This window comes from Actinacidiphila yeochonensis CN732, from assembly GCF_000745345.1.
GTDB classification, from domain to species: domain Bacteria; phylum Actinomycetota; class Actinomycetes; order Streptomycetales; family Streptomycetaceae; genus Actinacidiphila; species Actinacidiphila yeochonensis.
Map to the genome: position 1 here is coordinate 1,215,113 of NZ_JQNR01000003.1, position 25,482 is coordinate 1,240,594.

The following is a 25,482-nucleotide window of genomic DNA, read 5'->3' on the forward strand; positions in this document are numbered from 1 at the left end:
TTGCACCTACCGGCCGGTACCCGTGAACGCGGGAAGGTTTCCCGTCCGGCGCGGTGGGCGCAGGGGAATCGTAACTTCCGGGCCCGGTGACCCGGAGAGGCACCGGGTCCTTCAGAGTGCTCCGCGAGGCCCTCGGAGGCGCCGGAGCGCGCCCGGACGGCGGCCGTGCCGTGCTGCGCCCGGGTGAGCGGAGAGAAGACCGCCCCGGGTGGGAAGAGGTTCGGCCCGGGGTTTGTTAGATTGGATACGGCACCGGCTCGATCCAAGCCCCCGGGCCCAACCTTAGGCGCTTCGAGCGCCCACTTGCCGCGAGGCGAGCATGGCGGGTCGGTGTCGTAGACGTGAGGCGAAGGGCGCCCCTCCGAGGTCGGAGGCGGCGCCCTTCGCCGTTGCCGCGCCCCTTCGCCGTTCCCACCCGGCACCCCGCCCCCGGTACCCCGCCCCCGGCCCGGTGCGGGGCTCGGGAGCGGGCGGGCGGCGCGCGGTCGGGGCAGCGGCGGGGAGGGCCGGGGGTCAGTCCCGGCGCAGCAGGTCCGGGACCCCGTCGGCGTCCGGCAGGTCCTTCGGGGCGGCCATGACGGCCAGCTGCTGGGTGGCGCGGGTCAGCGCCACGTAGAGGGTGCGCAGCCCGGCCGGGGACTCCTCGGCGATCTCGGCGGGCGAGACGACCAGCACCGCGTCGTACTCCAGGCCCTTGGCCTCCAGGCTGCCCAGGGCCACCACCCGGTCGCTGAGGCCGGCGACCCACTTCCGGGCCTGGGCGCGCCGCTCCATGGCGACGACCACGCCGACGGTGCCCTCGACCTCCGCCAGCAGCTGCGCCGCCGCCGCCCGCACGTCGCCGCCGAGGTCCCGGCCGGGCTCGCGGCCGGCCACGAGGAAGCGCGGCCGTACGCCGGTGGAGCGCACCGCGGTGGGCGGCTGCGTGCCGGGCATGGCCAGCTCCAGGACGACGGAGGCGACCTCGGCGATCTCCGCGGGGTTGCGGTAGTTGACGGTGAGCGTGAAGCGGCGGCGGGGCCGGGAGCCCAGCGCCTCGTCGCGGGCCCGCTGGGCCTCGTCGGTGTCGGTCCAGGAGCTCTGCGCCGGGTCGCCGACCACCGTCCAGGTCGCCGTACGGCCCCGGCGGCCCACCATCCGCCACTGCATCGGGGTGAGGTCCTGCGCCTCGTCGACGATGACGTGCGTGTACTCGGTGCGCTCCCGGGCCAGCCGCTCCGCCCGCTCCCGGCGGCTCTCGCCGGCGGCCTGCGGCATCAGCTCCTCCAGGCCGGTGAGCTGGTCCAGCGGGTCGACCTCGCGGCGCCGCTCGCGCGGCGGCGGGCCGAGCAGGACGGACAGCTCGTCCAGCAGCGCCACGTCGTGGGCGGTCAGGCCGTCGCGGCGCAGCGAGCGCGCCACCCGCCGCACCTCCGGGGCGTGAGCACCCGGCGCGACCAGCGGGCCAGCCGCTTCTCGTCGGCGAGCGCGGCCAGCACCCCGCGCGGCTCCAGCAGCGGCCACCAGGCGTCGAGGAAGTCGGTGAAGGACTGCTCGTCCGCGACGTCCTCGTCGAAGCCGGCGCGGGCGTCGGCGGCGAGTTCGCCGTCGTCGTAGCGGCGGCCGGACCGGCGCCACAGCGCGTCCAGCAGCAGGCGGCGGGCCCGGGGCCGCAGCAGGTTGACGGGGGCCGTGCCGCTCAGCACCTGCCGGCGCACCTCGGCGAGCTCCGGCTCCTCCAGCTCGATACGGCGGCCGAACGCCACCACCCGCAGCCGGCTGGGGCCGTCCGCCAGGGGCAGGTCCAGGCAGCCGCGGGCGGCGGTCCGCAGCACCTTCTGCATCCGCAGGCTGCCCTTGACGCGCGCGGTGGCGGCGTCGTCGAAGAGGTCGGCGGTGGCACCGTCGACGAGGGAGCCCAGCGCGCGGATCGCCACCTGGCCCTCCTCGCCGAGGGACGGCAGCACGCCTTCGGTGTACGCGACGAGCAGCGGCGTCGGGCTGACGCACAGGATGCCGCCGGCGTAGCGCCGCCGGTCCTGGTAGAGCAGGTACGCGGCGCGGTGCAGGGCCACGGCGGTCTTGCCGGTGCCGGGGCCGCCGCTGACCTCGGTGACGGAGGCCGCGGGGGCGCGGATCACCAGGTCCTGCTCGGCCTGGATGCTGGAGACGATGTCCCGCATGGTGTGGGTGCGGGAGCGGCCCAGCGCCGCCATCAGGGCGCCGTCGCCGACGACGGGCAGGCCCGTCTCCAGGTCCGGGCGCAGCAGGTCGTCCTCGACGCCGAGGACCCGGCGGCCCTTGGAGCGGATCACCCGGCGGCGCACGACCCGGCCGGGGGCGACCGGGGTGGAGCGGTAGAACGGCGCGGCGGCGGGGGCGCGCCAGTCGATGACGAGGGGGGCGTAGTCGGCGTCCAGCACGCCGAGCCGGCCGATGTGCAGGGTTTCGGCGATGTCGGCGGTGTTGTCCGGGCGGACGGCGTCCTCGGCCGGTTCCACGGACGTGTAGGCGCCGTCCGGGCCCTTCACGCCGTCCTTGCCGCCCAGCAGGTCGATGCGGCCGAAGAGGAAGTCCTCGAACTCGTTGTTGAGCCGGTTGAGCCGGATGCCGGCCCGGAAGACCTGGGCGTCGCGCTCCGCCAGGGCACCCGGCGTGCCGACGTGGCCGCGTTGCGCGGCGTCGCTGACCAGGAACTCCGCTTCGTGGATCTTCTCCTCCAAGCGGCGGTACACCCGGTCCAGGTGATCCTGTTCGGCGGCGACCTCCTGGTCCCTGACGCCGGTTGCTGCGGTCTGCGCGGCCACGCAGGGCCCCCTTCTTCCTGTGCCTCGCCCCTACGCGGCCGTGCGAGGAGCAGCCTGCAACCGTACGCGACCTGCGGGCTCCATGCGCACTGCCTCCGGCGGTTCGCCCGGTTTTCGGCTCAGTCTTTCGTCATATGGTCGGCCTTCTGGCGTGGCCGGCCTTGCCTGGCGGGCCGCTTCCGGGGGTCGGGTGCCCCTTGCGGCGCGGCCGGATACGACGGCGCCGTGGCCGGTCGCGCGGTTCCCCGCGCCCCCGGCGGAGGTCCGTCCGCCCCGGCGGGGGTCCGTCCGCCCCGGCGGGGGTCCGTCCGCCGGGGCCGGGATGGCGGCGGGGTCAGGTCGTGCAGCGCTTGAGGCCCTCGGGGGAGTAGCAGGGGACGTCGCCTCGTGCCGTCATGAGGTCCTGGCCGGCGCCGCGGACCATGAAGTCGAGGAACCCTTCGGTGAGGGAGTCCCCGGCCGGCGAGCCGTACGTGTACGCGTACTCGATCTCGGTGAAGGGGTAGCTGGAGTCGGCGATGGTCGAGGCCGAGGGCGCGCGGCCGTTGAGGTCGACGGTGTGCAGGCCCTTGGAGGAGGTCGCGGCGCGCAGTTCGCCGTACCCGATGGCGCCGGGGTGGGCGGCGACCTCACGGAGGACCTCGTCGGTGGAGTCGAGCTCGCAGCGGACGACCTTGGCCGTCGCCGGCGAGTTCTTGTGCACGCAGTCGCGGGAGGTGAACGCGGGCTCGTCCACACCGCCGAGCACCCGGCGCCGGAAGATGTCGCGGGTGCCGGAGTCCGCACTGCGGCTGATGAGCAGCACGGGCAGGTCCGGGCCGCCGAGCTGGCCCCAGTTGGTGATGTCGCCGCTGTAGATCCGCCGTATCTGATCCACCGTCAGATTGGTTGCCGGCACCTGGTCGTTGACGACGACGGCGAACGCTATGACGGCGGTGCGGTGGCCGACGAGTTTCGGCGAACTCCCCTCGGCCTTGGGGCCGTCGGACATGGCGATCACCGCGGACGCGTCCTTCGCCGCGCCGTCCGACGCGAGCTGCCGTACGCCCTCGTCGCTGCCCTGCGCGCTGACGTCGACCGTGGCGTGCGGGCACTCGGAGGCGTACTTCGCGGCCATCTCCTCCGCGGCCGGCGCGAACGCGGTGGAGCCGGTGATCCGCAGGCTTCCCCGCTCGCAGCCGGCCGGCGGCGGGGCGCTCCGGCCGACGAAGATGATGCCGGCCAGCACGGTGACGCAGACGGTCAGCATGATGGTGACGAGCCGGGCCGGCCGGGTGAAGAGCGGCGGCTTGTCGTCCATCGGGACGGACCGGTTGGGCTTGATCTTCCCCCCGGCGATGCCACCGGTGATCTCGACCCCGGAGCGGACCGGGCCGCCGGTGAGCCGGACCAGCAGCTTGTAGTGCTCGCCCGGGTTGAGCGGCACGCGGGGCAGGAAGATCCGGTCGCCCTCGTGCAGCACGCCGGTGGCGGTCTCGGAGAGCCTGAAGTGCTCGATGAGCGCGCCGGGGTCGGGCTGGGTGACGGCCGCGCTCTGCACCTGGCGGCCGGCGAACTGGACGGTGAGGGCGCGTAGTTCGTCGCGGCCGGTGTAGTCGTCGGCCCTGATGCTCTCCGCGCCGTCGTTCTCGATCCGCAGCAGGAGCAGCGTGGCGTCGGGTGTCCGGGGCGAGGAGTTGAAGAGCTCGTTGTCGCTGTCGACGGCGATGTCCATCTGGACGCGGTAGCCGATGCTCTTGCCCTGCGACAGGCGCTCGTACCAGACGACGCCGACCGACACCACCACGCCGACCAGCGCGGTGACCAGAGCCACGACGTTGTCGGCGTCGAGGTAATCACCCATGGTTTGCTTCGCCTCGTCCCCGTGACGACACCCGGCAGCCGTACCGCTGCGGCGGTGCGGTCAACGTAAGCGGGCGCGCGGGGCAAGGAAGCGCCTTACTGAACCGATAATCCGATGTTCACCCGGGATTCGCGTTCCTCGGCCGTCCAGCCCCACCGACCTCTCCGACCTCGCGCCGCCAACGCGCCGTCAACGCGCCGCCGAGCCGCCCGGGACCCGATAGGGCGCGTCCGGGCCGCCGGACCGCCCGGGCCCGGCCGAGCGGCCCGGAACGCGGCCGGACCTCGGCGCGCGACGGCCCCCGTGGCTCACCCGGCGAGGAGGGCACGCCTGCGGTGGCGGGCCACCCGCTCGCGGTTGCCGCAGACCTCACTGCTGCACCAGCGGCGCCGGTGCCCCCGGGACGTGTCCACGTAGACCCGGCCGCACCCCTCGCCCTCGCACCGGCGCAGCCGCTCCCGGGCGGCCGGATCGGTCAGCAGCTCCACCGCGTCCCGCGCCAGCAGCGACAGCAGCCCGTCGCAGGTGGGCGGGGCGGCCATACCGCGGCGCAGCCCCGTCCCCGTCCCCTCCCCGCCGTCCGCCGGACCCGTCCCGCCGCAGACCGCCTCGGGCACCGGAGGCGCCACCCGGGCGTACCCGTTGAGCGCGGCCACGTCCCGCGGGTCGGCCGGCAGTCCGGCCAACTCCCCGTCCACCAGACGCAGTACGAGTTCCCGCAGCGCGGCGAACCGCGGCGGCCACTCGCCGGTGGCCGGGACGGCCACGCCCGCGGGCACCAGTCCCGCCGCGCGGAGCCAGCCGGTGAGCGCCACCGGGTCCCACAACGCGTCCTCATCAGAGGCCGGACCTCCACCGCCCGCCGCCACCAGATCCAGAGACCGCCGGCCCCCGTCGAACCGCATGCGCCACACCTCCCCCACCAGGGTGACACCACCATCCCTGAGTGGACCAGACCACGTGCGCGCCAGCAGGCGGCGGGGCGGCACCGCGATCATGACGGACCGTCACATTCAAGGGGGCTGGGGAATCAGGCGTGTTGCGGCACCACCCCTCCGGTTACCCCACCCGACCGACTCCACCGGTGGCGGCGGCACCCGTACCCGCCTGAACCGCCGTCCTCCGACCCCCGCCGCGACTCGGGGGCGCCAGGGTCATCACCGCTCCCGCCGCCCCCGCCTACGGGGCGGACGGGTGCGGGTCGAGCGCCAGGCGGTAGCCGCGCTTGACGACCGTCTGCACCAGCTCCGGCGCGCCCAGCGCCGTCCGCAGCCGGCCCATCGCCGTCTCCACCGCGTGCTCGTCGCGACTCGTGCCCGGCAGCGCCCGCAGCAGGTCGGGGCGGGACACCACCCAGCCGGGGCGGCGGGCCAGCGCCCGCAGCAGCGCCATCCCGGCGGGCGGCACGGGCCGCAACTCGCCGTCCACCAGCGCCGCCTGCCCGCGGATCTCCAGCTCACGCCGGGCGACCGGCAACCTCCTGGCCCGCGCGGGCAGTTCATGGGTGATCAACTGCACCAGCGGCCCGAGCCGGGACCGTTCGGGCTGGAGCGCAGGCACGTGGTGGGCGAGGAGCGGTTGCGCGGTGACCGAGCCCACGCAGACCGCCGGCACGTCGGAACGGAGCGCGTCAAGCAGCGCGTCGAGCCGCCCCAGCCGATCCGCCCGGGACAGCAGCGAGGCCGCGGCGGGCGCCGAGGTGAAGCTCACCGCGTCCACGGCCCGCACGATCACCGCGTCCACCAGCCGGTCCACCGGGCCGAGGTCCTCCGGCGGCAGCCACCGGTACACCGGCACGCCCACCACCCGCGCACCGGCCGCGCTCAGCGCCTCGACGAAGCCGGGCAGCGGCTCGCCGTGCAGCTGCACCGCCACCCGCCGGCCCCGCACCCCCCGCTCCAGCAGCCGATCCCGCACCTCCGCCATCGCGTCCGAGTCCGGCGTCCAGCTCTCCCGCAGCCCGGCCGCACGGATCGCCCCGCACGCCTTCGGTCCACGCGCCAGCAGCTCCGCCGCCGCCAGACGGCCCAGCAGTGCCTCGCCCAGACCCCAGCCCCGGCCGCCTCCAGCCAGCCGCGGAAGCCGACCGCGGTGGAGACGACGACGACATCCGGCGCGTCGTCCAGTAGCTCCTTCGTGACGGCCAGCAACTCCGCGTCGTCGGCCAGCGGCACGATCCGCAGGCTGGGCGCGTGCACCACGGCAGCACCCCGCCGTTCCAGCAGCGCGGCCAGTTCGCCGGCCCGCCGCTCCGCCGTCACCCCGACGGTGAACCCGGCCAGCGGCAGCACCTCCACCGCGCCGCCGCCACTCCGGCCGACCTCGCCGCCGACTCGGGCTCCGCCCCGGCGCCGGCCCCGTCCCCGCTCGCGCCGTCCGCCCCGGACTCCGCTGCCATGACCCGCCCACCTCTGCTGACGACGACGCTCCCTGCCACCCGCCGGTGCACCCGCGCCGCGCCGTCCCAGGCGCCCCGGCCCCTCCATGGTCCCGCGCGGCCCGCCGACCCGGCGCCCGCGCCCGGGCCGCATAGGGCCCGATACGTCTGTGGCCGGGCTCTGCCCCCTGACGAGACGTGAACCCGGCCTCCCCACCACCGCGGCAAGGACCACGATCGTCCCAAGACGCCGTAACAACCACGGTTCGCCCTGATTTCCCCGCTGTTACGTCCCGCCAGTGGGCGGACCTGCCGCAGGCGACGAGGACGTCCCTACGCGCGCCTCACGCGGTGGCGGCGTGACCACAGGTGAACCAGACGGTCTTGCCGATGCCGTGGGCGCGGGGCGTGACGCCCCGGTCATCGGCCAGCACCTCCACCAGTGCGAGGCCCCGGCCCGTCTCCTGCTCGTCGTCGGCCGCCCGCACCACCGGCATGCCGAGGCCCGCGTCCGACACCTCGACCCGCAGCGCCGCCTCCTCCCGCACACACCGCACCTCGATCTGCCGCCCCCGCACCCGCGCGTACCGCACCGCGTTGGTGACCAGCTCACTCAGCAGCAGCACGGCGGTCTCGACGGACTCCTCCGGCAGCTCCCACGCCTCGGCCTGCGCACGGAACGCGGTCCGCACCCGCCCGACACTGCGCGGATGCCGCGCCAGACGCCAGGCGACGGCCTCGGGCTCGGGCCCGGGTCCGGGCTCGGGCTCGGGCTCGGGCTGAGACTCGGTCTCGGCCGAGGTGGACGGCCCCGGCACGGAAGGGCATTCCAAGGGAGCTTCGTCCGGCTCAACTCCTCCCCGGATCAGAGGCGTTCTGGGCGTGGCGCGGATGTGCATGCGGAAGCTCCGGGATTACGGGAACGGGGAGAACGGCCGCCAGTCGAGTGACCCGCCGTATTTCCATGGTGGCCGTCCGCCACCACCGCCCCAAGACGTTCTGCGTCCCACCCTTCTGCCGGGCACAAGGCGACTCCACGCCTTTTCGTTTCTCGGGCCTCGGCGCTTTCCCGCGGGTCCCACAGCCCCACCCAGCGCGAGGTTCCCTTGTCCCACAACCCGCTTTGGGACAAGTGCGAACCCCCAGGTCGGCACCCTGACCCCTCTTCAGCCTCTACGCGGATCTCACTTTTCGCATCGCACCGGTCGCGCTGCGCCACTAGGCTCGAATGCCGCACCCTCTGTCCCTCACGCGGGACCGGCACACCAGGAGGTCCGCGCACATGACACCCACCCCTCGCGAACTCAAGCCTGTCGAGTCCGCGCGCGACCTCTTCAGTTCAGAGCTCCGCAGACTACGTCTCGGGGCAGGCATGTCCCTGGACGCGCTCGCGGACATCGTCAACTACTCCAAGTCTCACGTACACGGCGTCGAGGTCGGCGACCGGGTCCCGCTACCCCCGCTTCCCGAGAAGCTGGACGCGGCTTTCGGCTCGGGCAAGCTGTTCGCAGGGCTCTGGGTGGTCATCAAGCGCGAACGCGTTCCGAAGCGGTTCGACCGCTGCCTGGAGTTGGAGGCGACGGCAACCCGCATCCAGGAGTACGGAGCAAGCGTGATTCCGGGGTTGCTCCAGACCGAGGCGTACATGCGGGCGTTGTTCACAGCTGCCCACCCTGAGTTCAGCATGAAAGAGGTCGACCGTCTGACGGCGGAACGTCTCAGCCGTCAGGAGCGGCTGAAGAGCGACAACCCGCCAGACCTATGGGCAATCCTCGATGAGGCTGTGCTACGGCGCACTACAGGGGGACCGGTAGTCATGCGGGAACAGCTGGAGGCATTGCTCCCGTACGTCGACACCACCCACACGACGGTCCAGATCATGCCGTTCTCACACTACGGCTACCCGATCATGAACGGCACTGTCATTCTCCTGACCCTCCCCGATGGTTCCACCGCGCTCTACGAAGAGGGCGGCGAAACAGGGGAGATGATCGAAGATCGCCTCATCATCGCGCGTCGCATCCGAGGGTACGATCGGATGAAGGCGCACGCCCTGTCTGCTGGAGCGTCCGCGCGCTACATTGAGGCCGTTCTGGAGGACTACAGGCAATGCGAGCCACCCCCGAGCTGAACTCCGCCCGGTGGCGTAAGTCCAGCTACAGCAACGGTGAGCCCGGAGGGGCATGCGTCGAGGTTGCCGGTGGAGTCCCCGGGATCGTCCCTGTACGGGACAGCAAGGACCCGCATGGGCCCGTCCTCGCGTTCACCCCCACCGAGTGGAACGCCTTCCTCAGCGCCGTGCGGAAGGGCGAACTCCCCACGGCCTGAACCCTGCCATCCACCACTGGAGGACCCGATGCACAGCACGCACAGGTTCAACGATGCCCAGTGGCACAAGTCCAACTACAGCAACGGCCAGGCCGGCGGCGAGTGCATCGAGGTCGCCCTCCATACCCCCGGCACCGTGCCCGTACGGGACAGCAAGGACCCGCACGGGCCCGTCCTCGCGTTCACCCCCACCGAGTGGAACGCCTTCCTCAGCGCCGTGCGGAAGGGCGAACTCCCCACGAGCTGAGCCCCTGCCATCCACCACTGGAGGACCCGATGCACAGCACGCACAGGTTCAACGATGCCCAGTGGCGCAAATCCAGCTACAGCAACGGCAGTAGCAACGGTGCGTGCATCGAGGTTGCCCTGCACACCCCCGGCACCGTGCCCGTACGGGACAGCAAGAACTCGCACGGGCCCGTGCTCGCGTTCACTCCCGCGGAGTGGAACGCCTTCCTCAGCGCCGTACGCGAAGGCGAACTCCCCACGGCCTGAAACCCTGCCGTCCACCACTGGAGGACCCAATGCTCAGCACGCACAGGTTCGAAGACGTTCAGTGGCACAAGTCCAGCTACAGCGACGGCATGCCGGGCGGCGCCTGCATCGAGGTCGCCCTGCACAACCCCGGCACCGTGCCCGTACGGGACAGCAAGGACCCGCACGGGCCCGTGCTCGCGTTCACTCCTGCGGAGTGGAACGTCTTCCTCGGCGCCGTGCGGGAGGGCGAACTCCCCACGGCCTGAGACGTCCTGCCCGGTCGGCGGCGGGCTCCACCGGCCGGGCAGCGCCGCGAACGGCTGCCGCTACTCGAACTGCGGGATGGCCGCGCCCGCGTGCACCGCGCGGCCCTTGGGCTCCTCCCACTCCTCCTGGCGGCCCAGGGCGGTGAGGTCGAGGAAGCCGTACGTGCCGCCGAAGTCCGAGCCGCGGGCGTAGGTGGAGTAGGTGTGGAAGACCTCGTCACCGTCGCGCAGGAAGCAGCTCAGCCCGGGCTGCTCCCCCGGCTTGTCGGCGATCCAGCCGAGGCCGGCTTCCTTCAGCTCCGGCAGCTCGCGGTAGTTGAAGTAGACCGGCTTGACGGAGGCGTCGATGGAGACGTTGAAGTCGTAGTTGAACTCGCTGCCGTAGGAGGAGAAACACGGCAGCGTCCAGCCGCGCTGCTCCACGTAGGCGGCGAACTTCGGGTAGGGCGCGCGGGCCACGAGGACGTACCGGGTGTCGCGGGACCCGAGGTGGTCCTGCAGCTTCTCGGCGAGCTGGTCGATACCGGCCGTGCAGCTCTTGCACGCCACGTCCCAGGACGGGTCGAACATGACGTGCTGCACGATGAGTTGCCGCTTCTCCTCGAACAGCTCCAGCAGGCCCACCGGGCCGTCCGCGCCCTCGAAGACGTAGGGCTTCTCCATCCGCACCATGGGCAGGCGGCGTCGTTGGGCGGCGAGGGCGTCCTGCGCCCGGCGTAGCTCCTTCTCCTTGGCGAGCAGCTCCTTGCGGGCCACCAGCCACTGCTCCTGGGAGACGATCTCGGGGAGGCTCATGCTTGGGCTCCAGTCAGCGATGACGACACGTGAGCGCTTCGTAGCCTAGACGGCCCCGGGCCCCGGAGGCAGGGGGTACGAGCAGAGTGGGCACCGTCAGAGAAGGCCAGGAGTCCGCGGCGGACCGGCACGGGAGCGGTTGAGGCTTGCCCGGCCGGTCCGCCGTCTGCTCAGCTGATCAGCGGATCAGCGGATCAGCGGATCGGAGACCCAGGGGATCACAGGCTCGGCAGCTCGGAGACTCGGACTGCGTGAGCCGTGGGAGCGGGGCTCAGGGGCGCAGGAGGACCTTGACGGCGCGGCGCTCGTCCATGGCCGCGTAGGCGGCGGCGGCCTCGGACAGGGGCATCTCGGCGGTGAAGACCAGGCCCGGCTTGATGGTGCCGTCCAGGACCTCGGGGAGCAGCTCCTCGATGTAGTCGCGCACCGTGGCGACTCCGCCGCGGACCCCGACGTTCGTGCCGAACATGGTGCCGACAGGGAGTTCCGGCCCGCCCGCGGGCACACCGACGAAGCCGACCTGGCCGCCGGGGCGCGCGGACCTGAGGGCCTGGTCCATGGACTCCTTGGTGCCCACGCACTCCAGGACGATGTCGGGGCCGACGCCGTCGAACATCTCCTTGAGCTTCGCGATGCCCTCGTCGCCGCGTTCGGCGACGATGTCGGTGGCGCCGAAGGTGCGGGCGAGCTCCTGCCGGTCGGCGTGGCGGGACATGGCGACGATGCGGGTGGCGCCCAGGCGCTTGGCCGCGATGACCGCGCACAGGCCGACGGCGCCGTCACCGACGACGGCGACGGTGGAGCCCTCGCGCACACCGGCGGAGAGCGCGGCGTGGTGGCCGGTGCCCATGACGTCGGACAGGGTGAGCAGGCCGGGTATGAGGTCGTCGGAGGGCTGGCCGCCGGGGACCGCGAACAGGGTGCCGTCCGCGAGGGGCACGCGGACGCGGTCGCTCTGCGCGGCGTCGGACGGGCCCTCGCCGTCGATCGGGCGGCCCCAGAAGCCGCCGTTGAGGCAGTGCACGGTCCAGCCGTTGCGGCAGTTCACGCAGGTGCCGTCGCAGATGTAGAAGGGGGCGATGACGAAGTCCCCCACCTTGATCGTCTGGACGGCGCCGCCGACCTCCTCGACCACGCCGACGAACTCGTGCCCGATGCCGTGCGGCTCGTCGGTGGCCCGCACGCCCCGGTAGCCCCACAGGTCCGACCCGCAGACGCAGGCGGCGACGACCCGCACCACGGCGTCCCGGCCGGTGGCCTCCGGCCCGCTGAGCAGTTCGGGGTCGGGGACTTCGGTGACGCGGACGTCGCGTTCACCGTGGATGTAGACAGTGCGCATGGTGGCTCCTGGGGCTGGTGCTGGTGCGTGGGCGCCGACGGGCGGGAGCGGTCGACCGCGGCTCACCGGGCACGCGTCACTGGTGTCCGGCGGGCAGCGTCGGGGCTTCCGGGCCGGCTGCGCGCCGGCTGCTCGGACGCCTCGCGCGAGGGCGGAGCGGTCCGTCCCGGCCGAAGGCCGCACGAAGAAACGTAACACCACCGGAAAGCGGATTCCACTTTCCGGTTACGGCGGGGGCGACGGTACGCTTCCCCCCATGGCCAGCGACACGCCGCGCGCCGGAACCCGCCCGCTGCGATCCGACGCGGCGCGCAACCGCGAACTGATCCTGCGGACCGCACGCGGGCTCTTCGCCGCCCACGGCACCGGAGTGGGCCTCAACGACATCGCCCGCGCGGCGGGCATCGGGGTCGGCACCGTCTACCGGCGCTTCCCCGACAAGGAAGCCATCCTGGACGCCCTGGTCGCCGCGAAACTGGCCGCCTTCGTCGGCCTCCTCCACGAAGCCGCCGAGGTCGCCGACCCGCGCGAGGCGCTGCGCGGCTACCTCTGGGCCATCCTGGAACTCCGCGTCCGGGACCGGGCCCTCCACGACGTCCTCGCCCGGGTCGAGTCCCACTCCGAGGAGGTCGAGCACCACAGCGCCCAGCTCAGGCGGGGCGCGGAAGCGCTCGTCACGCGGGCACGCGAGGCCGGGGTGGTCCGGGCGGACTTCACCAGCGCGGACTTCCCGGTCCTCATGGAGATGATCGGCACCGTCACCGACCACACCCCGGCCGAGGACGGCGCCTGGCGCCGCTGGGCCGCACTCCTCGTCGACGCGGTCAGCCCGCCCGGTTAGCGCCCTCCCCCGGCAGGGTTGCCGCCTCTCCCGGGCGGGGCACCGTCTCTCCCGGCGGGGTTCGCGCCGCACGGGGTCACAGGGCCGGGTGCTGGCCCCCGTCGCAGCGGACGGCCGTGCCGGTGATGTACGAGGCCCGCTCGCTGCCGAGGAAGGCGACGAGCGCGCCGAACTCGTCGGCGCCGCCGTAGCGCCCGGCCGGGATCGCGGCCTCGGCCGCGGCCCGGATCTCCCGCTCGGGGCGGCCGGTGCGCTCCGCCGCGTGCTGGTCGAGCCGCACGAGGCGGTCGGTGGCGATCCGGCCGGGGAGCGCGAGGTTGACGGTCACGCCGTCCGCGGCCACCTCCGTGGCGAGCGTCTTGAGGTAGCCGGCGAGGGCGGCGCGGCCGGCGTTGGAGGAGACCAGGCCAGGGATCGGCGCCACCACGCCGCCGGAGCCGATCGCCACGATCCGGCCCCAGCCGCGTTCGCGCATGCCGGGCAGCACCCGCCGGACCAGCGCGACGTGCGGGGCGACCAGCAGGTCCACGGCCGCCGCGACGCCCTCCGGGGTGAGGTCGGCGGCGGTGCCGGGGGTCGGGCCGGGGCCGTTGAGCACCAGGACGTCGATCGGGCCGAGCGCGCCGACCGTCTCGTCCACCAGCGCGTCCGGCGCGCCCGGGGCCGTCAGGTCGACGCCGAGGCCGACCGCCCGGCCGCCGCCGGCCGTGATCCGCGCGGCGATCTCCTCGGCGCGCTCCCGGCGGCGGCCGGTGACCGCCACGGCCGCGCCCTCCGCGCCCAGCGCCTCGGCCGCGGCCTGCCCCAACCCGCCGGTCGACGCGCACACCAGGGCCACCCGGCCGCCCAGTCCCAGATCCATGCCCACACCTTCCCGTCCCGAGGCGGCCAAACCGTCCCGCCGCGCCGCACGGTACGGCCCGCCGGGACGGCACGTCGCGGCACCGTAGCCGCGCGCCCCGCACCCTGCCGGCCACCGTATGCGGCGGGGAGCCCGGGGCCGGGAGGCGGGTCCGGCCTGGAAAGGGAGGCGGGTCCGGCCCCGGGGGTTCACGCGCGCCCGGGAGTCCACGTGGTCCACGACCACGGGCGGATCGGCGGGGGAAGGCGCGCGCCGCACCGAACGCCTCGGCCTCACAACGGCGTTGACGAACCCGGTCGGGGGCTGCGGACTTGCCCGCGCGGCCTTCCGCGCGGGCACCGGCTCTGCCATAGTGCGGACGCCACCTCGGGGCAGCGATCACTTGGACAACGTTGTCGGCAGTCGGTACGCCGGCCGTGGTCAGCGTCGTCCATGACGTCAACGACTCAGTGAGGGAGTGCCGCAACGATGGGACGGAAAGGCACGGGCTTGTTCGGACGCCGCGGACTGGCGTCCGCCGGAGCGATCGCCATGGCGGTCGCGGTGGGGCTGGCGGCCCCGTCGGCCTCCACGGCCGCCGACGCCGCGACGGGCACGGCGCAGGCGACGAGCACAGCGCAGGCGACGGCGGGCGGCGATCCGGTACTCGCCTTCGCGCACCAGAACAGCGACCTGCTGTACGGAACCGCGTACCGGGCGGCGGTGCGGAACCTGACGGAGACGAACACCGTTCCGTACGACCCGAACGTCTACGACACCAGCGGCCTGATGTCCGACCCGCCGGGTACGTTCATCAAGGCCGGCGGCGGCTACCCGCAGCCGTGGACCCGGGACGCCTCGCTCAACACCTGGAACGCGGCCAACCTCCTGGAGCCGGACGCGGCCCGCAACACGCTGTGGTCCGTGGTGGACAAGGACGCCGACGGCCAGTTGGTCGTCCAGCAGGACAACCAGCAGTGGGACCAGGTCATCTGGGTCACCGGTGCCTGGAACCACTACCTCGTCACCGGTGACCGCACGTTCCTCGGCGAGGCGTACCAGGCGTCCGTGAACACCCTGCACGCGCGGGAGACCGCCGCGAGCCGGGGCGCGGACTTCGGGTTCAACACCACGTACGGCCTGTTCGAGGGGCTGGGCTTCTTCAACGACGGCGTCGCCGGCTACCCGTCGCCCCCCGTCGAAGGCGACGACGCCCTGGGCGCGGGCGCCGGGTCGTACCCGGCCATCCGCTCAGCGATGATGCTGTCGACCAACGAGGTCTACTACGAGGCGTACGTGGACGCCGCGGACATGGCGAAGTCGCTCCGGCGGCCCGCCGCCGAGGTGCGCGGCTACCAGGCCAAGGCGGCCGCCCTCAAGAAGGCCATCAACACGTACCTCTGGCTGCCCAAGGAGGGCAGGTACGGCTACTTCATCCACAACGGCGACGCGCTCCAGGGCCAGGTCGACGACCACGAGGAGGGCACCGGGCTGGCCTTCGCCCTGATGTTCGGCATCGCGAGCCCCCAGCAGGCGCGGGAGATCGTCGCCCACACGCACACGAGCACGTGGGGCATCACCGACACCTACCCGACGGAGGCGCGCTACAGCGAGGCCGAGCCGGGCCGGCACAACGCAATGGTGTGGCCGATGGTGCAGGGCATGTGGGCCAGCGGACTGGCGGACGTCGGCGCCCAGGTCCCCTTCGCCCAGGAAGTCGGCCGGCTGGCCGAACTCGCCGACAACAGCAGCGGGTTCTACGAGATCTACAACGCCGACACCGGAGCGCAGTCCGGAGGCTGGCAGGCGGGCACCGCGTGGGGTTCCCAGCCCGACCAGACGTGGAGCGCCACGGCCTACCTGCGGATGATCTACGACGGCGTCTTCGGCCTGGACTTCACCACCAGCGGGATCGGCTTCGCCCCGTCGCTGCCCGCCGGCTGGGGTGACGTCACCCTCAGCGGCATCTCCTACCGCCAGGCCGACCTCACCGTACGGCTGCACGGCGCCGGGAACGTGGTCAGCGGGTTCACCGTGGACGGCCGCCGCACCGACCACCACAGCGTGCCCGCCGACCTCACCGGACGGCACACCGTCGACATCACCCTGACCGGCGCGCCGCGGGCCGACCGGGACGGCGACCACGTCCTCGACGCCGCGGACACCTGCCCCGACCAGCCCGGCACCGCTGCCCTGCACGGCTGCCCGGCACCCACCAGGCTCCAGGCCGAGGACGCGATCAACCGGGGCGGCACGAAGGTCTCCACGAACGACGTGATCTACGGCGCGGACGCCCACACCGGCTACGACGGGCGCGGATACGTCGACGGCATCTGGCAGCAGGGGGCCTCCAGCACCTTCCCGGTGCACCGGGCGAAGACCGGCGCGGCCACGTACGACCTCACCATCCGCTACGCCAACGCCAGCGGGGACGGCCGCACCCTGAGCCTCTACGCCGACGGCGCCAAGGTCCGGCAGGTCCAGCTGCCGCCGGTCGGCACCGCCGGGGACTGGAACACCTGGGGGCAGACCACCGTCACGGGGCTGACCCTCAGCGGTGCCGAGCCCACCGTCACGCTGAAGTGGGACGCGGGTGACACCGGGCAGGTGAACCTCGACTGGGTCGGCCTGACGGCCGGGTGAGCAGACGCGGGAAAGCAGAAGGCCGGGGCCGGGCATCCGCTGCGGGATGCCCGGCCCCGGCCTTCGGCGGCGGCTCAGGAGCAGGGCGGCGTGAGGAGCAGCCGAGGGCTGCGCGGCCCGGGGCTCGGAGGCCAGGGGCTCAGAGGCCGGCGAGGAGCGAGCGGTCCAGGTGCGCGCTGACGACCCAGTTCGGGACGTCGACGATCTCGGAGATGACCAGGTCGCCCGCGATGCTGACGAGCAGGTACGCGTCGACGGGGTCGATGCCGGTACGGCGGGCCACCTCGTCGACGAGGTGGCGGGCGGCTTCCTTCGACGCGGCCATCAGGTCGGGGCCGATGCCGGTGGTGACCAGGGCCGCGCCGGTGCGGCGGGAGGCCGGGGACGTCTCCAGGATCGGGGTGCGGGGGGCCGCGCCCTTCTCCAGGCCCACGCGCAGCCGGATGGTCGCCGAGGTCTCGACGCCGGTGCCGCAGACCTCGCCGTCGCCCATCGCCGCGTGCACGTCGCCGAGGGAGAGCAGCGCGCCGTCCACCCCGACCGGCAGCCGCAGCCGGGCACCGGGGCCGATCTGGCGGATGTCCATGTTGCCGCCCCAGCGGCGCGGCGGCACCACGGAGTGCTCGCCGGGCTCCGGCACGGCCGTCCCGATGGTGCCGACCATGGGCAGCACCGGCACGGCGAGGCCGGGCAGCAGCTCGGCGCGGTCGCCGTTGATGGGGACGATCCGCAGGTGGGCGTCGGGGAAGTCGTCGGCGAGCAGTCCGAAGCCGGGGATGCAGGCGGTCCAGCCCCACTCGTCGACGGCGGCGTCGAGGATGTCGACGACCAGCGCGTCACCGGGCTCGGCGCCGTCCACCCGGATCGGGCCGGTCACCGGGTTGAGGCGGCCGAAGTCGAGGTTGGCGGCGTCGGCGGCCGTCGAGGTGCGGGAGAGCTGCCCGCCGCTGGACTCCAGGGTCTCCACGGTCACCGTGTCGCCGGGGGCGACGGTGAGCACCGGCGGGATCGAGTTGTCCCAGACGTTGTGCGAGTCGGTGGCTTTCAGGTGCATCAGGTGTTCTCCAGTTCCAGGTTGGCGCCCCGTCCGCTGAGGCGGTAGTAGAGCAGCACGCAGCCGCCGACGGCGAGCCAGATGACGCCGCTGATCCGGGCGCGGTCGTCCATGTTCCACAGCACCGAGCCGATGATCACGAAGCCGATGAGCGGGGCCGCGATGTGGAGACCGTAACGGCGGCTGCGGTTGCGGAGCACGAAGTGCGTGAAGACCGAGGCGTGCAGCAGCAGGAACGAGAACAGCGCGCCGAAGTTGACCAGCGACGACAGCAGGTCGACCTGGCCGACGAAACACAGGCCCAGCACCAGGGACACGACCGCCACGAACATGATGGCCCGCTGCGGCACCTTCCGCTTGGGGTGGACGTGGCCGAGGAACGCCGGCAGCTTGCGGTCGCGGGCCATGCTGTAGAGCAGGCGGGAGGTCGCGGCCTGTGCCACCAGCGAGTTGGCGACGCCGGTGGCCAGCGCGGAGGCGACGGCGATGGTGGTCTTGAGCCAGTGGCCGCCGGCGATGGCGGCGATGTCGTAGAAGGCGGAGTTGGTGGCGTCGTCGCCCTTGAACCCGGTCTTCCCCGGCACCAGCAGGGCGGCCACGTAGGTCTGCACGACGAACAGCACCGCCACCGCGACCAGCGCGTACATCGTGGCCTTGCCGACCAGGCGCCGGTCGCCGCCCTCGACCTCCTCCGACAGCGTCGAGATGCCGTCGAAGCCGAGGAAGCTCAGCACCGCGATGGACAGCGCGCCGAAGATCAGCCCGGGGGTGACGAGCCCGTGGCGGTAGAACGGGTCGAGTGAGAAGTGCGCGCCGTTCTTGCCCGCGACGATCGCCGCCACGCCGAACCCGACGAACAGCGCCAGCACGACCAGTTCACCCAGCAGGAAGTACTTGTTGAGCCGGGCGGTGGACTCGATGCCGAAGAAGTTGACAACCGAGTTGACGACGACGAAGACCACGACCCACAGCCACTGCGGCACGCCGGGCACGAGCGAGGTGAGGGCGGCGGCGCTCATCACGTAGAGCAGGGTGGGGATGAGCAGGTAGTCCAGCAGGATGCCCCAGCCCGCGATGAAGCCCACCTTGTCGTTGATGCCGCGCCCGGCGTACGCGTAGACGGAGCCGGCGATCGGGAAGGCCCGGGACATCTCGCGGTAGCTGAGCGCGGTGAAGAACATCGCGACCAGGCCGATGAGGTAGGTCAGCGGGACCATGCCCTTCGACCCGTTGAAGACCACACCGAAGATGGCGAACGGTGCGATGGGCACCATGAACACCAACCCGTAGATGATCAGGTCGGACAGTCTCAACGACCGCTTGAGCTCCTGGCTGTACCCGAAGGAGGCCAGGTCCTGCTCTGTTCCCGAGCCCGCTCCACGGCCCGCGCCCGCGCCTGGGGCCGGGGCTGTGCCTGGGGCTGTGCCTGGGGCTGTGCCTGCGGACGGCGGCTTCGCGGACGGTTTCCCGGGCGGCCGGGACCCTGCCGGGTCGGTGGTGGACGTCATGGGTGCGTGGCCCTCCGCGGGAGTTCAGTGGGGACGGGGGGATTCGGAGGCGTGGGGAGTGCTCGGGTGCGTTCCGGTCGGTTCCCGTCGTTCGCGCTGTTCGATACGGCTCAGGCCGGGCTCGGCCGGACTCAGGCCGGACTCGGCCGGACTCGGTCGGCTCGGTGCGGCTTGCCCGGACGGCGACGGAGATCGGCGGACCCGGACGAAGGTCGGCGGACGGCGGACGGCGGACGGCGGACGGCGACGGAGATCGGCGGACGGCGACGGAGGTCCGGGGACCTCAGCGGAAGGCCGGTGAAGACCGTCGGCTCTCGACCGCCTACCCGTTCCGGCAGCCTGAACGGCGGCGCCGGAGGGGCAGGCGGTTCTCGCCCGGCGGCCGCCGGCGGCGCTGGCGTACGGCCGTGGTTTCGCCGCGGGGAACCCGGGCGGCGGCACATCACGCCTGGTCGGACCTAGGGTGTGGTGCGACGCTGTGCCGAGCAGCCTAGACAATAAAAGGTCTGATTACTAGACCTTTTATTGTCCGGCGCCCGAACGGCATCCTGCAGGAGTCCGGGCGGCACCCCGCCCGGAGCCCGAACGGCGCCCCGCCGGACGCCCGTCCAGACCCTGGCGGACACCCCGCCGAATCTTCCGCCGAACGTCCCGATGCGAAGGTGAAGATGACCGACCTGCCAGACCCGCCCCTCGGCGGGCGGGCTTCCCTGGAGCCCTTGCACGCCGCCACGACCGGAGAGCAGGTGGCCCACCGGCTGGCCACCGCCGTCGCGCTGGGCGAGTACAGCCTCGGGGACCGCCTCCCCAGCGAACGGGAGCTGGCCGCGCTGCTGGGCGTCAGCCGGGAGAGCGTGCGGGTGGCGCTGCGCCGGCTGAGTGACGAGGGGCTGCTGGAGATCCGCCGCGGCCGGGCCGGCGGCGCGTTCGTCCGGGCCGAGTGGACACAGGCCAGCGCCCGCGCGGTCCAGCAGACGCTGCTCGACCGCTGGGAGGAGTTCGAGGCCCTCTTCGACTACCGCCGACTCGTCGAGGGCCTGATCGCCCGCACCGCGGCCGACCGGGCCGACGCCGCCGACCGGGCCGAACTGCGCCGCCTCCTCGCGGACTTCGACGAGGCCCCCTCCCCCAGCCGGGCCCGGGAGATCGACACCGAACTGCACCTGGCCGTCGCCCGTGCCGCCCACAACCCGCGCCTGGTCGCCCTCCACCGGCGGCTGCTCTCCGAGGTCAGCCTCGGCGTCTCGATGGAGCCCTACACCTGGGACCTGTACGAGCGGTCCCGCCCGGGCCACCACCACCTCGTCGACGCGGTGTGCGGCGGCGACGGCGACGCCGCGGCGCGGATCGCGCACGAGCACTTCGGCATCACCGAGGACGTCCTCCGGCGCCTGGCCCACCGCGTCGAGCGGACGGTCGGCGCCGCGGCCTCGGGCGCCCCCGCCGACGTCCGCGTCGACCCCCGGGAGTCGGGAGCACGGGCGGAACGGGAGGTGCGCGGCATCGCCGAGGAGGCCGCGGGCTGACCCTGCCCGCGGCTCGGGTGCCGTGCGAACGCGCCGGGCAGGATGGACGCCGCGCCGCCGCCACCCACGCCGCCGCAACCGAAAGCCGGGCCAGGTCCCCGTCGGAACGGCGGGCGCCGGAGCGACCTGAGCCCGGGGAGCACCGGGTCACCGGGCCGCGGTCACCGGTCAACGCCATCAGCCGGGCGGGCGCACCGGCGTCCGCGGCGGCGCCGATCCCCCGGGCCGCGCACCACCGGCCGGGGAAGCGGAGGCCACGGACCGGTGCCGCCCGAGGAGCCCGTCCGCGCGATCCGGCGCCCCGGGCGCGGGCATCGGGACGCTCCGCTTACCAAGTCTTTGCGATCCCCGGTCGCCGCCCACCCCGCCTCCCACCTGGGCCGCGCCCCCGGTCGTACCCGGACCGTCCCGACCGTCACACCACGTTCACCTCGCCGCTCTTTCCCGGCGTTCTACGCGCGTGGTGTCATGCCCACGCTCACCACGCACCACTCCCGTTCCGCCGTAAGCGCCCGTGGGTGCCCGCGAGTGCCCGCGAGTGCCCGCGAGCGTCCATGAAGGGCCCGTGAGCGCCACCGTCCGTCGACACCACCAGGAGCCACCCATGCTGTGGAAGGTCCTCACCCGCGCCGGTACCGCGCTCACCGCCGGAGCCGCCGCCGTCGCCCTCGCCACCGTCCCCGCGAGCGCCGCCGGTTACACGGCGTTCGCCTTCTCGCGGAGCGGCACCACGGAGCCCACGATCTACGACTTCGTCAACACGGCCACCAGCTCGCTCGACATGACGATGTACGAGCTGCAGGACACGACGGCGGTCAACGACCTCATAGCCCTGAAGAAGAAGGGCGTCACCGTCCGCGTCATCCTGGACCGCCAGCACCAGAGCGAGAACAGCTCCGCGTACGCCTCCCTGACGGCGGCGGGCGTCGGCGTGGTGTGGTCGCCGTCGGCGTTCGTCTACACCCACCAGAAGACGATCACCGTGGACGGCACCACGTCCCTGATCCTCACCGGCAACCTGACCTCGCAGTACTACACCACCGGCCGCGACTACGGGGTGTTCGACGACGACAGCCGCGATGTCGCGTCGATCGAGAAGGTGTTCAACGCCGACTACGCCGGAACCTCCGTCACCCCGACCGACGGCGACCACCTCCTGTGGTCCCCCACCGACTCCCGCAGCCGCCTGGTCTCACTGGTCGACGGGGCCACGAAGACGCTCGACGTGGAGGAGCTGGAGCTGAGCGACAGCACGGTCGTCAACGCGATCGTGGCCCGGGCGAAGGCGGGCGTGGCCGTGCGCGTCGTCCTGGAGACGCCCTCGGACTACGCCGGCGAGGTCTCCTCGATCAAGGCGGCCGGCGGCAAGGTGGTGGGCTACTCCGACCCCGACGGCTTCTACATCCACGCGAAGGCGATGGTCGCGGACTACGGCCTCTCCACCCAGGCGGTCGAGGCCGGCTCCATGAACATCAGCAGCAACTCCCTCTCCAGCAACCGCGAACTGGGCCTGATCCTGACGGGCACAGGCGTCGCCCAGTCGGTCGCGACCACGATCGAGACCACCTTCGCCACCGACTTCACCGGCGGCACCGCCGCCTGACCCCTCCCCCGCCCGGGCCCACGCCTCCCCCCTCGGCACGATCCGGACGGCGCGGGCCCGCCGGGGCAGGAAGCACCCGCCCTGTCCCCGCCGCCCCGCTGCCCGAGCCCCGAGCCCCGAGCCCCGACCTGGAGCGCACCGCCGGCAAGGCGGCGCAACCACACTCTCCGCTTGCCTGCGGCGGGCTCAGCCACCCGATAGGTTTGCCCCATGCCCGGCCGCCTACTGGAGCTCCACGTCGAGAACTTCCGCAGCCTCCGCGACGTGACCATCCCGCTCGGCCCGCTCACCGTGCTGGTGGGTCCGAACGGAGTGGGGAAGTCCAACGTCCTGAAGGTCTTCGACTTCCTGGCAGCGATCATCCAGACGGATCTCGAACCCGCGCTGGAGGACCGGGGCGGCTTCGACGAGGTGGCCTTCTGGGGCGGCGCCAAGCCCCCGACCTCCATGAAGATCCAGCTCAAGGCGACATGGACGACCCATGCCAGCCTGAGGGCACCGGACGAGTACGAGCTGACCATCCGCAGGCGCGCCCAGTCGACGAGGCGTACCTCCTACACCCTGTCGCGCGAGGAGAGTTTCCGGTTCAAACGCACCCAGGGGAGGGGGCGGCGTATCAAGATCTCGGGCGGCTCCGCCCGAGTGGTCGACGATCGGGCCGGACGTGAGTCCGAAAGCGGCAGCTTCGGCATCCAGCGGCTCAGCAGCGGCCTCTCCACCCTGCCGCGGTTGGGCCGCGCCGACGGCGGTGAGGAGGTCGCCCGCGTGGCCCAGCGGCTCTCCTCGTTCAGGGTCTTCGACGTGAACGTCACCGCCGCGCGGCAGCCGACCAGGCTCCGACCCAGCCTTGGCGGTCTGGCACCGCACGCGGAGAACCTGGCCTCCATTCTCGTCCAATTGAGCGCCGACGAGGAGAGGTGGCGCCTCCTCACCGAGGACGCCCGCAGGATCCTGCCGCAGTTGGAGACCATCGAGTTCGAGCAGGTCGGCGGATACGCGGATCGTCTCGCCGTCGTGCTGCGTGAACGGGGGCTGCGCCGACCCACTCCGCTGGCGGATGCCTCGTTCGGCACCGTGCGCCTCCTGGGCCTGCTGGCCATGCTCTACGACCCCGATCCACCCGCGCTCACCTGCGTCGAGGAGATCGACCACGGCTTGCACCCGCAAGCACTCGAACTCATCGTCGAGCGGCTTCGCGAAGCCTCGGAACGCACGCAGTTCATCGTGGCGACGCACTCGCCCGCCCTCGTCGACCGGCTGAATCCCGACGAGTTCATCGTGTGTGACCGCCAACAGGACGGCGCATCCGTCATCCCGGCGCTTTCCGCGACGGAGATTGCGGAGATCGCCGAGGTGAGTGGCGATCAGCCGCTGGGAGAACTCTGGTTCTCCGGCGTGCTCGGCGGTGACCTGACCGAGGACGAGCTGTGAGCCGTCAGAGCGTCCACGCCTCCGGCAAGAGGATCGTCGTTCTCGCCGGTGAAAGCTCCAACGACCGCCGCATGCTGGCGGCCCTCATCAAGGCGAACCACCCGGCGCTCGCCGATACCGTCACCCTGACCGAGATCACCGACCAGGTGCGGCTCAGGAAGAAGTCAGGCACCGACCTCTCCACAGCCGCGACCACGCTGGTGAAGAAGGCGTGCGGCAAGGCACGACAGAAGAACGGACTCTTCGTGGGCATCGCGGTCCATGAGGACATGGATGCCTCCCCCGGTCCGGCCTACGACCTCGCCCGCCGCACGGTCTCGGCGGCCCTGGCGAAGGCAGCCGGTACGAACTCGACCGCGTACGCTCTCGCGGCGGCGGAGTCCGAGGCATGGCTGCTGCTCTTCCCGGACGCCTTTCCCCTGGTGCACCGCTCCTGGTCCATCCCCGCGCAGTTGCGCGGAAAGGACACAGGCCGCCGCCGGACACCGAACGAGGACCTGATCGGCGCACTCAGCACACCCGGTTACCGTGAGAGCGACGGTCCCGTGATCCTCACCGAGGCCCTGAAGCGGGGAATGTTGACCCACCCCGAGGGCTCGAACCGGTCCTACTCGGAATTCCTCGCGGATTTGGCGAAGTGGCAGCCCGCAGCACCCCAGCGGTGACACCCTGACCTCGCGCGGAACGGGCCCGCGCGATAGGAAGGCGGGCGCGGGAAAAGCAACGGGGCGAGGTGCGCCTGCGGTGAGTGGCAGGTGTACCTCGCCCCGTTGGGGGAGTGTGGAGATGGCGGGAATCGAACCCGCGTCCTGTGGTGCGGAACCAGGGCTTCTCCGAGCGCAGTCCGCTGTGCTTTTCTCGGCCCCGGCAGTCACGCGGACAAGCCGCCGACGGGCCCAGCCACTGTTTGGTTTCCCGCTGTGTCCCGTGGCCGGGCGCAGCGGTTGAGTCCCCTAGATGATGCCAGGATCCGGGTCGGGAACAGCCCCGGGCTGACACTCCGCAGAGTCTTCGCTAGCTGCTAATTAGGCAGCGAGGGCGAAGGCGGAGGAATCGCGCTTGGAATTGGCGATTATTGGTTTCGGCATATGGTTAACGAGATCATTGCCGCTTTCTCGGCTCGCTTCCCCTGCTTCGACATCCCCAGTCGAAACCGATCATCCCCATGTGGTGTTATCAAGGTGCACACCGGGCGGACCCGGTGGTGCTGGTCTCCATGGTACGGGATCAGCCGCGAGGGCGGCCACTGTATTCCGCCCGGTCCACCCGCGCGGGTCAGCCGCCGCCCACCCCTGCGGCCGGCCGCAGGGGGCCTCGGGGCGCCCCGGGGGGCGCTACCCCCGCTGCTTGCGCCGGGCCGCCGAGATCGCCCGGTCCGACTCGCGGCGGTCCTGCTTCTCCCGCAGCGTCTGCCGCTTGTCGTACTCCTTCTTGCCCTTCGCCAGCGCGATCTCGACCTTCACCCGACCGTCCTTGAAGTACAGGGCGAGCGGCACCAGGGTGTGGCCGCTCTCCTGCGACTTCTGGTTGAGCTTGTCGATCTCCGCGCGGTGCAGCAGCATCTTCCGCTTGCGGCGCGCGGAGTGGTTGGTCCACGTCCCCTGCGTGTACTCCGGGATGTGCACGTTGTGGAGGTACGCCTCGCCGCCGTCGAGCTGCGCGAAGCCGTCCACGAGCGACGCGCGGCCCAGGCGCAGCGACTTCACCTCGGTCCCGGTGAGCACCAGCCCGGCCTCGTAGGTGTCGAGGATGTGGTAGTCGTGCCGCGCCTTCTTGTTCTGCGCGATCATCTTGCGACCCGTCTCTTTAGCCATAGCGGGGCCA

At 72.5% G+C, this 25,482-nt stretch carries 20 protein-coding genes, 1 other RNA gene and 2 pseudogenes; 11 read left to right on the forward strand and 12 right to left on the reverse strand.

The window, feature by feature from the left end:
- Window positions 1-513: 513 nt before the first annotated feature.
- From BS72_RS06660 to BS72_RS37815, 5 genes and pseudogenes are all read right to left on the reverse strand, one after another.
- Window positions 514-2,786: pseudogene (locus BS72_RS06660) on the reverse strand (HelD family protein).
- A gap of 334 nt (window positions 2,787-3,120) precedes the next feature.
- Window positions 3,121-4,629 (reverse strand): PstS family phosphate ABC transporter substrate-binding protein, encoded by a 1,509-nt coding sequence (locus BS72_RS06665; RefSeq protein WP_037907158.1) that lies wholly within the window; start codon window positions 4,627-4,629, stop codon window positions 3,121-3,123.
- A gap of 308 nt (window positions 4,630-4,937) precedes the next feature.
- On the reverse strand, window positions 4,938-5,534 hold the full coding sequence (locus tag BS72_RS06670) for a CGNR zinc finger domain-containing protein (protein WP_037907160.1): 597 nt from the start codon (window positions 5,532-5,534) through the stop codon (window positions 4,938-4,940).
- A 274-nt stretch (window positions 5,535-5,808) separates the two neighbouring features.
- A pseudogene (locus tag BS72_RS06675) lies at window positions 5,809-6,926 on the reverse strand (uroporphyrinogen-III synthase).
- A gap of 424 nt (window positions 6,927-7,350) precedes the next feature.
- Window positions 7,351-7,824: an ATP-binding protein gene (locus BS72_RS37815; RefSeq protein ID WP_407638930.1), complete on the reverse strand. Its 474-nt coding sequence runs from the start codon at window positions 7,822-7,824 to the stop codon at window positions 7,351-7,353.
- A gap of 464 nt (window positions 7,825-8,288) precedes the next feature.
- Here BS72_RS37815 and BS72_RS06685 point away from each other — a divergent pair, with 464 nt between their 5' ends.
- From BS72_RS06685 to BS72_RS06700, 5 genes are read left to right on the forward strand one after another with little or no spacing between them, the layout of a single operon-like run.
- Window positions 8,289-9,137, forward strand: a complete 849-nt coding sequence (locus tag BS72_RS06685; protein ID WP_037907162.1) for a helix-turn-helix domain-containing protein — start codon at window positions 8,289-8,291, stop codon at window positions 9,135-9,137.
- A complete protein-coding gene (locus BS72_RS33675) occupies window positions 9,116-9,334 on the forward strand; it encodes a DUF397 domain-containing protein (RefSeq protein WP_078901061.1) in 219 nt (72 codons plus the stop codon). The genes BS72_RS06685 and BS72_RS33675 overlap by 22 nt, the downstream gene beginning before the upstream one ends.
- A gap of 28 nt (window positions 9,335-9,362) precedes the next feature.
- Window positions 9,363-9,581, forward strand: coding sequence for a DUF397 domain-containing protein (locus tag BS72_RS06690; RefSeq protein WP_037907164.1), 219 nt, complete (start codon window positions 9,363-9,365; stop codon window positions 9,579-9,581).
- A gap of 29 nt (window positions 9,582-9,610) precedes the next feature.
- Window positions 9,611-9,829 carry a DUF397 domain-containing protein gene (locus BS72_RS06695; RefSeq protein ID WP_037907165.1) on the forward strand — a complete coding sequence of 73 codons (219 nt, stop codon included), beginning with the start codon at window positions 9,611-9,613 and terminating at the stop codon, window positions 9,827-9,829.
- 29 nt (window positions 9,830-9,858) lie between these two features.
- Window positions 9,859-10,077 carry a DUF397 domain-containing protein gene (locus BS72_RS06700; RefSeq protein ID WP_037907168.1) on the forward strand — a complete coding sequence of 73 codons (219 nt, stop codon included), beginning with the start codon at window positions 9,859-9,861 and terminating at the stop codon, window positions 10,075-10,077.
- Window positions 10,078-10,137: 60 nt separating this feature from the next.
- On the opposite strand, the gene BS72_RS06705 is transcribed toward BS72_RS06700, so the two are convergent.
- Both BS72_RS06705 and BS72_RS06710 read right to left on the reverse strand, forming a co-directional pair.
- The gene (locus BS72_RS06705) at window positions 10,138-10,872 is read right to left on the reverse strand and encodes a DUF899 domain-containing protein (protein WP_037907170.1); all 735 of its coding nucleotides are present in this window, start codon (window positions 10,870-10,872) and stop codon (window positions 10,138-10,140) included.
- 271 nt (window positions 10,873-11,143) lie between these two features.
- Complete coding sequence (locus tag BS72_RS06710; RefSeq protein WP_037907173.1) at window positions 11,144-12,211, reverse strand: zinc-dependent alcohol dehydrogenase family protein; 1,068 nt, start codon at window positions 12,209-12,211, stop codon at window positions 11,144-11,146.
- A 256-nt stretch (window positions 12,212-12,467) separates the two neighbouring features.
- Between BS72_RS06710 and BS72_RS06715 the strand changes: the two genes are divergently transcribed.
- Window positions 12,468-13,052, forward strand: coding sequence for a TetR/AcrR family transcriptional regulator (locus BS72_RS06715; RefSeq protein WP_063835981.1), 585 nt, complete (start codon window positions 12,468-12,470; stop codon window positions 13,050-13,052).
- Between the two features lie 76 nt (window positions 13,053-13,128).
- Here BS72_RS06715 and BS72_RS06720 read toward each other — a convergent pair whose 3' ends face one another.
- A complete protein-coding gene (locus tag BS72_RS06720) occupies window positions 13,129-13,914 on the reverse strand; it encodes an SDR family oxidoreductase (protein WP_037907175.1) in 786 nt (261 codons plus the stop codon).
- A 489-nt stretch (window positions 13,915-14,403) separates the two neighbouring features.
- On the opposite strand from BS72_RS06720, the gene BS72_RS06725 reads away from it, so the two are divergent.
- Entirely contained in the window at window positions 14,404-16,536 is a 2,133-nt protein-coding gene (locus BS72_RS06725; protein ID WP_051950715.1) for a carbohydrate-binding protein, read from the forward strand.
- A gap of 139 nt (window positions 16,537-16,675) precedes the next feature.
- Here BS72_RS06725 and BS72_RS06730 read toward each other — a convergent pair whose 3' ends face one another.
- Window positions 16,676-17,590, reverse strand: a complete 915-nt coding sequence (locus BS72_RS06730) for an acetamidase/formamidase family protein (protein WP_037907177.1) — start codon at window positions 17,588-17,590, stop codon at window positions 16,676-16,678.
- Window positions 17,590-18,903: an APC family permease gene (locus tag BS72_RS06735; RefSeq protein ID WP_232792231.1), complete on the reverse strand. Its 1,314-nt coding sequence runs from the start codon at window positions 18,901-18,903 to the stop codon at window positions 17,590-17,592. The genes BS72_RS06730 and BS72_RS06735 overlap by 1 nt, the downstream gene beginning before the upstream one ends.
- An 863-nt stretch (window positions 18,904-19,766) precedes the next feature.
- On the opposite strand from BS72_RS06735, the gene BS72_RS06740 reads away from it, so the two are divergent.
- From BS72_RS06740 to BS72_RS06755, 4 genes are all read left to right on the forward strand, one after another.
- Complete coding sequence (locus BS72_RS06740; RefSeq protein ID WP_051950716.1) at window positions 19,767-20,624, forward strand: FadR/GntR family transcriptional regulator; 858 nt, start codon at window positions 19,767-19,769, stop codon at window positions 20,622-20,624.
- 604 nt (window positions 20,625-21,228) lie between these two features.
- A complete protein-coding gene (locus BS72_RS06745) occupies window positions 21,229-22,227 on the forward strand; it encodes a phospholipase D-like domain-containing protein (RefSeq protein ID WP_037907180.1) in 999 nt (332 codons plus the stop codon).
- A gap of 210 nt (window positions 22,228-22,437) precedes the next feature.
- Window positions 22,438-23,658, forward strand: a complete 1,221-nt coding sequence (locus BS72_RS06750) for an AAA family ATPase (protein ID WP_037907182.1) — start codon at window positions 22,438-22,440, stop codon at window positions 23,656-23,658.
- On the forward strand, window positions 23,655-24,323 hold the full coding sequence (locus tag BS72_RS06755) for a hypothetical protein (protein WP_051950717.1): 669 nt from the start codon (window positions 23,655-23,657) through the stop codon (window positions 24,321-24,323). The genes BS72_RS06750 and BS72_RS06755 overlap by 4 nt, the downstream gene beginning before the upstream one ends.
- Before the next feature lie 113 nt (window positions 24,324-24,436).
- Here the strand turns inward: BS72_RS06755 and ssrA are convergent.
- Together ssrA and smpB are read right to left on the reverse strand one after the other, a co-directional pair.
- Window positions 24,437-24,823, reverse strand: a transfer-messenger RNA (tmRNA) gene (gene ssrA, locus BS72_RS33065).
- Between the two features lie 169 nt (window positions 24,824-24,992).
- Window positions 24,993-25,472, reverse strand: a complete 480-nt coding sequence (gene smpB / locus BS72_RS06760; protein ID WP_037907184.1) for an SsrA-binding protein SmpB — start codon at window positions 25,470-25,472, stop codon at window positions 24,993-24,995.
- Between the last annotated feature and the right edge of the window lie 10 nt (window positions 25,473-25,482).